General features: G+C 69.8%; 15 protein-coding genes. 4 read left to right on the forward strand and 11 right to left on the reverse strand.

The genetic code is table 11. The annotated features are described in order from the left end of the window. Positions 1–96: 96 nt before the first annotated feature. Positions 97–576, reverse strand: coding sequence for an FKBP-type peptidyl-prolyl cis-trans isomerase (locus AC1DYD_RS03510; RefSeq protein WP_478171440.1), 480 nt, complete (start codon positions 574–576; stop codon positions 97–99). 160 nt (positions 577–736) lie between these two features. Between AC1DYD_RS03510 and AC1DYD_RS03515 the strand changes: the two genes are divergently transcribed. Next, on the forward strand, positions 737–3,025 hold the full coding sequence (locus tag AC1DYD_RS03515) for an ATP-dependent DNA helicase (protein ID WP_478171353.1): 2,289 nt from the start codon (positions 737–739) through the stop codon (positions 3,023–3,025). A gap of 276 nt (positions 3,026–3,301) precedes the next feature. Here AC1DYD_RS03515 and AC1DYD_RS03520 read toward each other — a convergent pair whose 3' ends face one another. The 4 genes from AC1DYD_RS03520 to AC1DYD_RS03535 form a co-directional block, all read right to left on the reverse strand. Further along, the gene (locus AC1DYD_RS03520) at positions 3,302–4,072 is read right to left on the reverse strand and encodes an SGNH/GDSL hydrolase family protein (protein WP_478171354.1); all 771 of its coding nucleotides are present in this window, start codon (positions 4,070–4,072) and stop codon (positions 3,302–3,304) included. A gap of 102 nt (positions 4,073–4,174) precedes the next feature. Next, complete coding sequence (locus AC1DYD_RS03525) at positions 4,175–4,354, reverse strand: hypothetical protein (protein ID WP_478171355.1); 180 nt, start codon at positions 4,352–4,354, stop codon at positions 4,175–4,177. Positions 4,355–4,452: 98 nt separating this feature from the next. Next, complete coding sequence (locus AC1DYD_RS03530) at positions 4,453–5,361, reverse strand: c-type cytochrome (RefSeq protein WP_478171356.1); 909 nt, start codon at positions 5,359–5,361, stop codon at positions 4,453–4,455. Further along, positions 5,358–5,480, reverse strand: coding sequence for a hypothetical protein (locus AC1DYD_RS03535; protein WP_478171357.1), 123 nt, complete (start codon positions 5,478–5,480; stop codon positions 5,358–5,360). Before AC1DYD_RS03535 ends, AC1DYD_RS03530 begins: the two co-directional genes overlap by 4 nt. Before the next feature lie 121 nt (positions 5,481–5,601). Here AC1DYD_RS03535 and AC1DYD_RS03540 point away from each other — a divergent pair, with 121 nt between their 5' ends. Next, positions 5,602–6,285, forward strand: coding sequence for a TetR/AcrR family transcriptional regulator (locus AC1DYD_RS03540; RefSeq protein ID WP_478171358.1), 684 nt, complete (start codon positions 5,602–5,604; stop codon positions 6,283–6,285). Between the two features lie 67 nt (positions 6,286–6,352). Here AC1DYD_RS03540 and AC1DYD_RS03545 read toward each other — a convergent pair whose 3' ends face one another. From AC1DYD_RS03545 to AC1DYD_RS03565, 5 genes are all read right to left on the reverse strand, one after another. Next, positions 6,353–6,676 carry a hypothetical protein gene (locus AC1DYD_RS03545; RefSeq protein WP_478171359.1) on the reverse strand — a complete coding sequence of 108 codons (324 nt, stop codon included), beginning with the start codon at positions 6,674–6,676 and terminating at the stop codon, positions 6,353–6,355. Positions 6,677–6,765: 89 nt separating this feature from the next. Further along, positions 6,766–6,936, reverse strand: coding sequence for a hypothetical protein (locus tag AC1DYD_RS03550; RefSeq protein WP_286371840.1), 171 nt, complete (start codon positions 6,934–6,936; stop codon positions 6,766–6,768). Between the two features lie 35 nt (positions 6,937–6,971). Continuing rightward, on the reverse strand, positions 6,972–8,369 hold the full coding sequence (gene dbpA, locus AC1DYD_RS03555) for an ATP-dependent RNA helicase DbpA (RefSeq protein ID WP_478171360.1): 1,398 nt from the start codon (positions 8,367–8,369) through the stop codon (positions 6,972–6,974). A gap of 8 nt (positions 8,370–8,377) precedes the next feature. Next, a complete protein-coding gene (gene infA / locus AC1DYD_RS03560) occupies positions 8,378–8,644 on the reverse strand; it encodes a translation initiation factor IF-1 (protein WP_286371838.1) in 267 nt (88 codons plus the stop codon). 53 nt (positions 8,645–8,697) lie between these two features. Continuing rightward, a complete protein-coding gene (locus AC1DYD_RS03565) occupies positions 8,698–8,946 on the reverse strand; it encodes a hypothetical protein (RefSeq protein ID WP_478171361.1) in 249 nt (82 codons plus the stop codon). Between the two features lie 426 nt (positions 8,947–9,372). On the opposite strand from AC1DYD_RS03565, the gene AC1DYD_RS03570 reads away from it, so the two are divergent. Then, entirely contained in the window at positions 9,373–10,461 is a 1,089-nt protein-coding gene (locus tag AC1DYD_RS03570; protein WP_478171362.1) for a S1C family serine protease, read from the forward strand. 38 nt (positions 10,462–10,499) lie between these two features. Here the strand turns inward: AC1DYD_RS03570 and AC1DYD_RS03575 are convergent, their stop codons facing one another. Then, positions 10,500–11,555 carry a sugar phosphate isomerase/epimerase family protein gene (locus AC1DYD_RS03575; RefSeq protein ID WP_478171363.1) on the reverse strand — a complete coding sequence of 352 codons (1,056 nt, stop codon included), beginning with the start codon at positions 11,553–11,555 and terminating at the stop codon, positions 10,500–10,502. A gap of 154 nt (positions 11,556–11,709) precedes the next feature. Here AC1DYD_RS03575 and AC1DYD_RS03580 point away from each other — a divergent pair, with 154 nt between their 5' ends. Further along, positions 11,710–12,591 carry a gamma-glutamyl-gamma-aminobutyrate hydrolase family protein gene (locus AC1DYD_RS03580; protein ID WP_478171364.1) on the forward strand — a complete coding sequence of 294 codons (882 nt, stop codon included), beginning with the start codon at positions 11,710–11,712 and terminating at the stop codon, positions 12,589–12,591. The last annotated feature ends 22 nt before the right edge of the window (positions 12,592–12,613 follow it).

A 12,613-nucleotide genomic window follows, 5' to 3' on the forward strand; every position in this document is an offset into this window, starting at 1 on the left:
ACAGCCCCATGCCAGGGATACCGCGGAACCGGCTTTGCCGGGCCGCCGGTATCGCCCCCTCGAGGGGGCAACGCCGCAGGCGCTTCGGGGGTGTTCCTAGTGACGATGCCCGTGATCGCCGTGCACGTGGCGATGGGCGATCTCTTCGTCGGTCGCCGGCCGCACACCCGTCACGGTCAGGCTGAACTTCAGCGCCTTGCCGGCCAGCGGGTGGTTGCCGTCGAGGATCACCTGGGGGCCCTTGATCTTCATGACGGTGAAGACCTGCGGCTCGCCCTGGTCGTTGCGGCCCTCCAGCTGGCCGCCGACCTTGACGCCGGGCGGGAACTCGCTCTTTGGGATGGTGCGCAGCAGCGATTCGTCGCGCGCGCCGAAGGCATCCTCGGGTTGCAGCTTGAGCGTCGCCTGGAAGCCGGTTTCCTTGCCGTCGAGCGCGGCCTCGACCTTCGGGAAGGTGTTGTCGTAGCCGCCGTGGAGATAGACCATGGGGTCGCGGCCCTCGTCAAGCAGCTTCTGGGTGGTGGCGTCGGCCACCTTGTAGCGCAGGGTGACGACGGAATCTTTTTGAATCTTCATGGCTGGTTGGAAATGAACGCCTGTAATCGTCGCGCAGCATAAAGGAAGCACGGCGAGGCCGCGCAGGCGCGTCGGCGCCAGCTGCAGCGACAGCCGACGTTCGTCCTCGCCGGCGTGCCTGCCGCGAAGGCTGCGGCGCGCTGTATATTCATCCAGCCCCATGGCCGCCCTTCCTTCTTCCCCTGCCGACGCGCCGCTCACGGTGTCGGTCCGAACGCTTTGCGCCTTCGCGGCCAAGGCCGGCGACCTCGACCTGCGCTTCGTGCCGGCGCCCAGCGCCCAGGAGGGCCAGGCCGGTCACCGGCTGGTGCAGGCGCGCCGCGGGCTCGACTACGAGAGCGAGGTCGCGCTGTCGGCGCCGTTCGGCCGGCTGCAGGTGCGCGGCCGCGCCGACGGCTACGACCCGCGGCGCCGGCGGATCGAGGAGATCAAGACCTATCGTGGCGACTTCGAGCGCATCAAGGCCAACCACCGTGCGCTCCACTGGGCCCAGGCCAGAAGCTACGCCTGGATGCTGTGCCGGCGCGACGCGCTGGCCGCGCTCGACGTCGCGCTGGTCTATCTCGACCTCGTCACCGAGAAGGAAACGGTGCTCGAGGAAAGCTGGACCCAGGCCGGTCTGCAGCAGCACTTCGAGGCGCTCTGCGGGCGCTACCTGGCCTGGGCCGAGCAGGAGGCCGCCCATCGCGCAGCGCTCGACCCGGCACTTGCCGCCCTCGCCTTCCCGCACGGCGGCTTCCGGCCCGGCCAGCGCGCACTGGCGCAGGCCGTGTATCGCTGCGCCACGTCCGGCCGGCCGCTGCTGGCCCAGGCGCCGACCGGCATCGGCAAGACCATCGCCACGCTGTTCCCGCTGCTCAAGGCGCGACCGGCGCAGAAGCTCGACAAGATCTTCTTCCTGACCGCGAAGACCTCGGGCCGCGCGGTCGCGTTCGGCGCGCTGCAAACACTGGGCCGCGCGCAGGCCCCGCTGCGGATCCTCGAGCTGGCTGCGCGCGAGAAGGTCTGCGAATACCCCGGGCGAGCCTGCAACGGCGACGACTGTCCGCGGGCGCGCGGCTTCTACGACCGCTTGCCTGCCGCCCGCAGCGAGGCCGTCGAGGCCGCCTGGCTCGACCGCGAGGCGCTGCGCGGCATCGCCCTCGGGCACGCGGTCTGTCCGTACTTCCTGGCGCAGGAACTGGTGCGATGGAGCGATGTGGTGGTCGGCGACTACAACTACTACTTCGACGGCAGCGCCTTCCTCTACGCACTCACCAAGGACGAGGAATGGCGCGTCGCCCTGCTGGTCGACGAGGCCCACAACCTGCTGGACCGTGCGCGCGGCATGTACTCGGCGCAGCTCGATGCGCCGGCGCTCGAGGCGGTGCGCGCCAAGGCGCCCCCGCCGATCCGGAAATCGCTGGGCGACCTGGCGCGCGAATGGCAGCTGCTCCAGCGTGAGCAGGTCGCCGCCTACCAGGCGCACGACCAGGTCCCGGAGCGTTTCGCGCGGGCGCTGCAGGAGGCGGTCTCGCGGATGGCCGAGCATTTCGCGGCGCGGCCCGACGAGCCGCCGGGCGCGCTGCAGCAGTACTTCTTCGACCTGCTCCAGTTCGCCCGCCTGGCCGACAGCTTCGGCAAGCACTCGGTGTTCGAGGCGACGCTGGGCGCCGACGGCGCGCGTGCCCTGGCGATCCGCAACCTGGTGCCTGGGCCCTTCCTGCAGGCGCGCTTCGCGGAGGCCGCCGCGGCGGCCTGCTTCTCGGGCACGCTGGCGCCCTTCTCCTTCTACCGCGACATGCTGGGCCTGCCCGAGGACACGGCGACACTGGACGTGGGTTCGCCGTTCCGCAGCGAGCAGCTCACGGTGCGGGTCGCGATGGACCTGTCGACCCGCTTTCGCGACCGCGACCGCTCGCTGGATGCACTGATCGACATCATCGCGGCGCAATTCGCCCAGCGGCCGGGCAACTACCTGGCTTTCTTCAGCAGCTTCGACTACCTGGCCAGCGCCTCGGCCGCCTTCGAGCGGCGCCACCCCGGGGTGCCGGCCTGGAGCCAGTCGCGCGGCATGCGCGAGGCCGAGCGCGACGCCTTCCTGGCGCGCTTCGCGGCGGGCGGCCAGGGCGTCGGCTTCGCCGTGCTCGGCGGGGCCTTCGGCGAGGGCATAGACCTGCCGGGCGACCGACTGGTCGGCGCCTTTGTCGCCAGCCTGGGGCTGCCGCAGCACAACGAGCCCAACGAGGTGATGCGCGAGCGCATGGACGCGCTGTTCGGCGACGGCTACGCGTACACCTACATGTACCCGGGCCTGCAGAAGGTGGTGCAGGCGGCCGGCCGCGTGATTCGCAGCGAAACCGATGCCGGCGTGCTCTACCTGCTCGACGACCGCTTCGCGCGGCAGGAGATCCGCGCCCTGCTGCCAGCCTGGTGGCGGGTGCAGCCCCTGTTCGCTGCAACGCGCTGAAGCGCCGGGACCAGGCCGGCGCCGGGCCGCCCCAAGGCGGCCTGCGGCCCCCTCGGGGGGCAGCGACCCACACGCAGTGGGGGAGCGTGGGGCCTCAGATTCAGGCCGGCGCCGGGCCGCCCAAGGCGGCCTGCGGCCCCCTCGGGGGGCAGCGACCCACACGCAGTGGGGGAGCGTGGGGGCCTCAGATTCAGGCCGGCGCCGGGCCGCTCCCAAGGCGGCCTGCGGCCCCCTCGGGGGGCAGCGACGCACACGCAGTGGGGGAGCGTGGGGGCCTCAGATCACCGGGCCGCGTACCGCGGCGCTGCGGCCGATCTTGCGCAGCCTGGCCGACAGCTGGGCCTGGGTCTCGAGCTCGCGCTGCCAGAGCTCGTAGCCGGCATCGCTCGGGTGCAGGCCGTCGCGGGCGCTCAGGCGCCGGGGATGGCGTGCGAAGGGGTCGTCGTCGCGCTCCATGAACAGCGACACGTGGCGGGCGCCGTTCGCTTGCGCCACCTCGGCCACGATGGTCTGGAGCCGGCGCGCCCGGTAGGTGAACCACCAGCTCCAGGGCGGCAGCAGGAAGCGCAGGTTGCCGAGATTGCCGGGCGGCATGAAGACCACCACTTCGGCGTGCACCCGTGCGCGCTGCGCCACGCGCTGGAGGATGTCGCGCAGGGCGGCGTCGCGGGTCGTCCGCAGCACGTCGTTGGCCCCGCCGAGGACCAGCACCGCGTCGAAGCGTTCGCTGCCATCGAGCTGCGCCAGGATGTCGGCGAAGCGCGCCCCGGGCTCGGCCCTGTTGACCACGGTGAGGGACGGGTTGGCGCGCGACAGCAGGCCCGGCAGGCTGTACTCCGGGGCGCTGGCGCCGACGCCGCCGGCCGTGCTGTCCCCGACCACCAGCAGGCGCGCGCCTTCGGGGCGTGCGTACCGTTCGAAGGGATGGGCGCGGCGCGCCAGCCGGGTCGACTCGCGCAGCCGCAAGGCCGCATAGCCCGCGGTCGCGGCCGCGAATCCGACCAGGATGGACAGGCCGGCGCATGCTGCAATGTGTTGTCTCTTCACGCTCGCTCCTCGATGCATCGTGGAGCTTAAAGGTAGCGGATCGGGGGCGTTGTAGGAAGCGGCCGAACAGCCGACCTCCGACGCGCGGGGACGCGGGCCCGATCAGGCCGTATCGGTGCGCCTGGAGGTCTCGCTCAACTGCAGCTCGATCCGAAACAGCCGCTCGTTGAGGATCGCGGTCTGCAGCCGCAGCGCCTCGATGATGGCGCGGGTGGGCGCATCGGGGGCGTTGTTCGACAGCTCCTGCAGTTCATGCAGCTTGTTGCGCAGTTCGTTGCTCATGGCGAGGCTCCATCGGGTCGGTGCGCCACATCGTAGTCGGCCCGCGTCGAAACGCGCTGCTATCGTTTTCTCTCAGTGCCGAACGCCGATCACCAGCCCTAGCCGTGCGGGCTCGGCGGCAGGCTCTTCAGGTACAGGTGCAACGCCCGCACGTCGGTGTCGCTCATCTCGCGCAGCGATCCGAAGGGCATCACCTGCACCGCCGTGCCATCGGGCCGGGTGCCGCCCTTGAACAGCTTCTGGAAGGCCTCCGCGTCGGCATAGCGTGCCATGGCCGTGCCTTCGCCGGGCGTGAGATTGGCCGCCGCGGGCCAGTCGGGTGGCCCGCCGGGGATCTTGCCGCCGTTGAGCTTCTCGCCGTGGCAGCCCAGGCACATGTTCGCGACATAGGCGCCGTGCTTCAGCGTCACGCCCTCGGGTACCGGCTGTTCGGGCGGGCGCGCGTGGTCGATCTTGGCCGCGGCGTCCTGCATCAGGCCGAAGCCATAGAAGGCGCGCACCGGCAGCGGCAGTTCGACCACCGGGCCGCCACCGCTGGCGGGCGCCATGTGGCGCAGATGGGCGACCAGGGCCGCCAGGTCGTCGTCGGTGAAGCGGTTGTAGTCCTCGCTCGGCATCACCATCAGCGCCCGGCCCGCCGGATTGACGCCATGGCGGATCGTGCGCTCCCAGTCGGCCGGGGTGTAGCCGGCCACGACGCTGCCGGGCCCGGGGCTGATGTTCGGCCCCGCGATGCGCATGCCCTTGCCGTCGTCGAGGAACATCGCGCCGCCGCCATGGGCACCGTGGCAGTCGACGCAGCCGCGCGAGGCGAAGAGATAGCGCCCGCGTTCGATGGCCGCCGGGTCGTCGCGAAAGGCCACGCCCCGGACCTCGACCTCGACCTTGCGCTGCGTCTTCTGGCGCGCCAGCTGGTCGCCGGCGAACAGCGCCGCCGCGGCCAGCGCGACCAGCACCGCCAGTGCCAGCCCGATGCGCTTGAGCCAGCGCTTGCGCGTGCCGGTCATGGGGATACCTTGGCGGCCGACGGCGCCGGCAGGCCGAGCATCTGCTCGCAGAACGCGGTCCGGCGCGCAGGCCGGCGGACTTCGAAAACCAGATAGCCGAGGCGGAGATCAGGAGGCATGGCAAACTCTCTCTCAGATGGATGGATGAATCAAAAATGGTTGATGCGTATAAAAATGGATGATGGCGTAAGTTTCGGTCTGCCGTCCATATCACCTTTGCCAGAGGACCTGGCCGAAAGTGTGTGGCGGCCCCCCCAGCCCGGCCTGCTCAAGCGCGCGCGCACGCGGGTGCAGCTGGTGCAGGCCGCGATCAGGGTCTTCAGCGCCCGCGGCTACGCCGAGGCGACGATGCAGGAGATCGCCGCCGTCGCGGCCATGACCACGGCCACGGTCTACAACCATTTCAAGACCAAGGAGGACGTCGCCAGCGGGGTCGCGCTGCTGCTGGCCGACACGCTGTGCCGCCGAATCACGGCCAGCCAGCAGGGGGTCGCGGAAGGCGCCCAGCGCATGGCCATCGGCGTGCGGCGCTATATCTGGCTGGCCGAGGAAAGCCCGCAATGGGCGCTGATGATGATGGATGTGTCGGCGGCCGCGCCCGAACTGCTGCTCGAGATCCGCCACTACGCGCTGGCCGACCTTCGCCTGGGTGTGAAGCAGAAGGCTTTTCGCATCCCCGGCGAGGCGGCGGCGATGGACCTGATCAACGGCAGCGTGACGCAGTCCATGCGCACGGTGGCCTATGGCGCCGCGCCGCCGCAGCACGGTCGCGAGGTCGCGGCCTGCGTGCTGCGCGGGCTGGGCATGGACTGGGCCGAAGCCAAGGAGATGGCGCACCGGCCGCTGCCGCCCTTTCCGGCGATGGGTGTCGCCGCGCCGGCCGGCAAGAAGGCCGCTGCCCGCACGAAGCGCAGCAGCGGTTGAGCCGGGCAACGCCGCAGACGGCCCCTTCGCCCGGCAACGCGATCCCCGGAAATAGTGCGAACAGGCCCTACGCCGCAGCCGCTTCGTCGAGCGGCGGGCACGGCCAGCCGAGCAGTTCGGCCAGCCGCCGCACGATCCATTCCGCCTCGGGAGGCGTCGCGCCCGCATCGGGCGACCTCAGTCCGGCGTGGATCCGCCGCAGGATCTCGTCCTCCGACGGTACCTCGACATGGTGCAGCAGCTGCGCGTGTTGCACCAGGTGGCAGGCCAGGTCCTCGCAAACCTCGTAGCGTGCGCGCACGGTCGCGATCGGCTCGCTGAGGCGCTGCCTGGCGTCGGTGTAGACCGCGAAGAACGAGGGTGGGATGTCGATCTGGTAGTCGTCGGACATGGTGCTGGCGATGGATCCAATGAAAAACGCGCCCGGAGGCGCGTTTCGAGAGTGAATGCGCAGCGGGGCGCAGACGACTCGGCCGGCGATCAGCCGCCCTTCTTGGCCCGCTTGCCGGGGTTCTTCTTGCTGCGGGTCGCGGTGCCGCGCTCCAGGCTCACCTTTTGGCCGCCGCCCGACTTGGGGACGTTGTAGCCAGGTTGCGGAACGGGCTTGGGGGTGGCAATGCGGTCTGCCTCGGTGCGGATTTTCTTGGGCATGGAAAGCTCAGGTGATAAGAAATCGAAGGACGTCATTAAGCCACATCGTCGAGCAGCCGCACTTTGACGGTCTTGCCCTTGACGCGGCCGGTGGAAAGTCGGTGCGCAGCCTCGCGCGCGATGCGCCGGTCGACTGCCACATAGGTGGAGAACTCGTTGACGTTGATCTTGCCGACCTGGTCGCGTGTGAAGCCGGCTTCGCCGGTGAGCGCGCCCAGCACGTCGCCGGCGCGGATCTTCTCCTTGCGGCCGCCGACGATCTGCAGCGTGGCCATCGGCGGCTGCAGCGGTCCGCCGGCATCGGCGCTGAGCTCGGCCAGCGGATGCCATTCGGATTCGCGGCCCTGCAGCTGCTCGATCTTGCCGACGCTGCCCATCTCGTCCATGCTGGCGAGGTTCAGCGCCAGGCCTTGCGCCTCGCCGCGGCCGGTGCGGCCGATGCGGTGGACGTGGACCTCGGCGTCGGGCGTGACGTCGACGTTGATGACCGCCTCGAGGTCGGCGATGTCGAGGCCGCGCGCGGCCACGTCGGTCGCCACCAGCACCGAGCAGCTGCGGTTGGCGAACTGCACCAGCACCTGGTCGCGCTCGCGCTGCTCGAGCTCGCCGAACAGGGCCAGCGCGCTGAAGCCCTGGGCCTGCAGCACCTGGACCAGGTCGCGGCACTGCTGCTTGGTGTTGCAGAAGGCCAGCGAGCTTTGCGGCCGGAAGTGGTTCAGCAGCAGGCTCACGGCATGCAGGCGCTCGGTGTTCTTCACCTGGTACCAGCGCTGGCGGATCTTGCCTTCCTCGTGCTGGGCCTGCACCGTGATCTGCTGCGGGCTCTTCATGAACTGGGCCGCGAGCTTCTGGATGCCCTCAGGGTAGGTGGCCGAGAAGAGCAGCGTCTGGCGCTCCTTCGGGCACTGCCGGGCGACCTTCACGATGTCCTCGAAGAAGCCCATGTCGAGCATCCGGTCGGCTTCGTCGAGCACCAGCGTATTGAGCGCTTCGAGGTTCAGGCTGCCGCGATCGAGATGGTCCATGATGCGGCCCGGCGTGCCGACGACCACGTGGGCGCCGTGCTCCAGGCTGGCCAGCTGGCCGCGCAGCGCGACGCCGCCGCAGAGCGTGACCACCTTGATGTTTTCCTCGGCCCGGGCCAGGCGGCGGATTTCCGTCGTCACCTGGTCGGCCAGCTCGCGCGTCGGGCACAGCACCATGGCCTGCACCGCGAAGCGCCGCGGATTGAGGTTGGCCAGCAGCGCCAGCGCGAAGGCGGCGGTCTTGCCGCTGCCGGTCTTGGCTTGCGCGATCAGGTCCTTGCCGAGCAGCGCGACCGGCAGGCTGGCAGCCTGGATCGGCGTCATCTGCAGGTAGCCGAGCTGCGTCAGGTTCGCGAGCGCCTGCGGCGACAGCGGCAGCGTGGCGAAGTCGGTGGCGGGACCGGTCACGGAGCGGGTCAGCGGCGCTGCGAGTTGTTGCCGCCGACCGGCGGGGGACCGCGGCGTTCCAGGTGGCGGAACGTGATGCGGCCCTTGGTCAGGTCGTAGGGCGACAGCTCGAGCGACACCTTGTCGCCGGCCAGGATGCGGATGTGGTGCTTGCGCATCTTGCCGCCGCTGTAGGCGATCAGCTGGTGGCCGTTGTCGAGGGTGACGCGGTAGCGGGAGTCAGGCAGCACTTCGGTCACTGCGCCGTTCATTTCGATCAGTTCTTCCTTGGGCATGAATTACCTTTTGAATGGGTTGTCGTAATTGGATAGGAAATGGGTGTGCCGAATCAAGCGGCGCGAAGCGTGTGCGCTGCGCTGCGTTCGCGAATCCAGCCCAGGCCCTGGTCGATCGCGTAGCGGACGGCCGCGGCGTGGCTGGCGAATCGGGGCGTGAAACGCATCACGCGGTCGTGCGTGCCGCTGCCGCGGCCGGATCGGATCGAGACCGATGCCGCAAAGCGGCCGTCGTCCAGGTCCTTGATGAGCGGCGAGACAAGGTACTTGCCCACTGCGATGCTGTGTTGAATGATGTCCATCGAAAGCCTTGGCACTCCGCGACGCCGCGAAACGCTGAAATTGAATTTGAATAAAACGAGCGCAGGCCAGGCCGGATAGGGCGCCCACCGGAGCGGACAGCGCGCTGTTCGCTTCAACAAAGTACGAAGGCAGTGGTGGCAAATCTTGGGCGCCCGGTCTGGCGCTCCAACACACTGTGGGTGCCGGCTTGAAATGAGGGCCTGGAGATTCCAGGCCAGTCGGCAAATGACGAAAATGCTTCGTCGTTAAATCGAAACGAACCCCGGATTATATGCGATCTGGCATGACAGTTGCTATTTCGGTTTCGTGACAGCCGTGCAGGCGCGTGCCGGCGGCCCGGGCGGGCGTTCGGTCGGTCGGCCGCGCTTGCGGGCCTCGCGCTTGCGGCGCACCATGACGGAACCACCGTTCCAAGGAGCGCTGCCATGCACACCCACCCCTTCGCCCTGCGGTCGATGCGGTTGTTCCGGCGTCTGCGTGCCGCGTGGGCGGGCGTCCTGCTCGCCGCGCTGGCGCTGTCCCCTGCGGCGCAGGCGGCGCGCTTCGCCACCTCCGTCGCGCCGGCCGACGTGGCCCGGGCCGATGCGCAGGTGCAGGCGCTCCAGCGGGCCGGCGACGCGGTCGTCGCGCTGCAGGTCATGGCCACCGAGGGCGCCACCTCCGTCGAGAACCTGGGGCGGCAGCGCACCGGGTCGGGGGTGGTGATCGGGCCCGATGGGCTGATCCTCACGATCGGCTACCTGCTGCTGGAGGCCGAGACCATCGAGGTGCTCACCCAGGACGACCGCCGGCTGCCGGCGCGGCAGGTGGCTTACGACCTGGCGACCGGATTCGCACTGGTGCGCCCGCTCGTTCCGCTGCCCGGCATCGAGCCGGTGCCGCTGGCCGGCGTGGCGGCATTGCAGCCGGGCGAGCCCCTGTTGGCGGCCGTCGGCGGCAGCGGCGGCACCGAGGTGGCGTTTACGCGCCTGGTGGCGACGCGGCCGTTCTCGGGCAACTGGGAGTACCACATCGACGTCGCCCTCTTCACCAGTCCGCCGATCGCCAACCACAGCGGCGCCTCGCTGTTCAACCGCAACGGCGAACTGATCGGCATCGGCAGCCTGCTGGTGCGCGAAGCGGGCGGTCCGAACCGCAGCCTGCCGGGCAACATGTTCGTGCCGGTCGAGCTGCTGCGCCCGGTGCTGGCCGAGATGCAGTCCACCGGGCGCACCCGGGCGAGCGTGCGGCCCTGGCTGGGCCTGTCGTCCTTCGAGCGCGACGGCCACGTGCAGGTCGTGCGGGTCGACCGCTCGGGACCGGCGCTCGAGGCCGGGCTGCAGCCCGGCGACGTGGTGCTGGCCATCGACGGCGTCGAGGTCCATACGCTGGAGGCCTTCTACAAGAAGCTCTGGCAGCGCCCGGCGGCCGATGCCGAGATCGAACTCACGGTGCGGCAGGGCCTCGAGGTGCGCAGGATCAAGGTCCATGCGATCGACCGCATGCAGACGCTGCGCAAGCCCGAGGGCATCTAGCGAGCGGGGTGCCGCTGCCCAGCGCCGGGCCGCGCTGTTCAGCCGATCCCGAGCATCCTTCGGTTGGCGGCGCTGTCGACGCCGCCGCCTGCGAAGTCATCGAATGCGCGGTCGGCCACGCGGATGATGTGGCGGGCGATGAACTCGGCGCCTTCGCGGGCGCCGTCCTCCGGGTGCTTCAGGCAGCACTCCCATTCGAGCACCGCCCAGCCCGGGAAGTCGCAGGCCGCCATCTTCGAGAAGATGGCGCCGAAGTCGACCTGGCCATCGCCGAGCGAGCGGAAGCGTCCGGCGCGGTCGATCCACGACTGGAAGCCGCCGTAGACGCCCTGCTTGCCGGTCGGATTGAACTCGGCATCCTTCACGTGGAAGATCTTGATCCGCGCGTGGTAGTGGTCGATGTAGGCCAGGTAGTCGAGCTGCTGCAGCACGAAATGGCTCGGGTCGTACAGCAGGCAGGCGCGGGGATGGTTGCCGACGCGCTCGAGGAACATCTCGTAGCTCACGCCGTCGTGCAGGTCTTCGCCCGGATGGATCTCGTAGCAGACGTCGACGCCGGCCTCGTCGAAGCGGTCGAGGATCGGCTTCCAGCGCCGCGCCAGTTCGTCGAAGGCCTCCTCGATCAGGCCGGCCGGGCGCGGCGGCCAGGAATAGAGGTAGGGCCAGGCCAGCGCGCCCGAGAAGGTCGCGTGGGCCGTCAGGCCGAGGTGGGCCGACGCCTGTGCGGCGAAGTGCAGTTGCTGCACCGCCCATTGCTGCCGCCTGGCCGGGTCGCCGCGCACCTCGGGTGCGGCGAAGCCGTCGAAGCCGGCGTCATAGGCCGGATGCACCGCCACCAGCTGGCCCTGGAGGTGGGTCGACAGCTCGGTGATCTCGAGGCCGTGACTGGCCAGCGTGCCCTTCACCTCGTCGCAGTAGGTCTTGCTCTCGGCCGCTTTCCGGAGGTCGAAGAGGCGCGCGTCCCAGCTCGGTATCTGCACGCCCTTGTAGCCCAGGCCCGCGGCCCAGCCGGCGATCGCGTCGAGGGAGTTGAAAGGCGCCGCGTCGCCCGCGAACTGGGCCAGGAAGATGGCGGGCCCCTGGATGGTCTTCATCGGCTGTCTCCTGCGTTGGCTCGCGATGATGATGCCACCGCACGAGCCCTCCGATGTCGCGCCGCGGCCACGGTTGCCGTGCACGAAAGCTCGGATCGTTTCAGAATGAACGCCATGTCAACAGTGCGGTGCGCCCGCGCGTTGCCCCTATGAGATGAATCAAACCGTTTCCGGTCGCCTGAAGATCGGCCTGTCGGCCTGCTTTTCCCACGCCGACCCCGGGCGCTCGCTGTTTGCCAACAAGACCCTGCAGTACGTGGAGCAATCGATCGCGCACTGGCTGATGTCGGCCGGCGCGATGGTGGTGATGGTGCCCTGCCCGACCGGCGAGACCGCGCGCGGCGACACCAAGCTGTCGCACTATGCCGAGTGGCTCGACGGCGTCGTGATGCACGGCGGCGCCGACGTCTGGCCCGGCAGCTATGGCGAAGTGCCGCTCAAGGACGCCTGGATCGGCGACCGCATCCGCGACCTCTACGACCTGGCGCTGGTCGAGGCCTTCGAGCAGGCCGGCAAGCCGATCTTCGGGGTCTGCCGCGGCCTCCAGCTGATCAACGTGGCCTTCGGCGGTACCCTCTACCAGGACATCGAGGCGCAGCACCCGAGCGGCCTGCGGCACCGCGACGCCGAGGCCTACGACCAGAATTTCCACGAGGTCAGCATCACGCCCGGGTCGAGGCTCTCGAAGCTCTACCCCGGGATGGAGCGCGCGCGCGTCAACAGCATCCACCACCAGGGCGTGAAGGACCTCGCGCCCGGCTTCGAGGTCGATGCCTGGAGCATCCCCGACCGCATCCCCGAGGCCATCCGCCGCAAGGCCGACCGCGGCCGCAGCTACATCGCCGCCACCCAGTGGCATCCGGAGTTCCACACCTACGGCGCCACCGACACGGTCGACGACACGGCGATCCTGCAGGACTTTCTCTGGGCCTGCGCGACCGCCAAGGTCAGCCCGAGGGGGCCGTTGCGCAGCGCGCCGGGCCGCATCCGCAACCGTGCGGCACGGTTGCTGCGGCAGGCGCTGCTCATGCGTTGAAGCGGACTCCGGCGCGCCGATC

This window comes from Variovorax sp. P4_B11 (assembly GCF_056402355.1).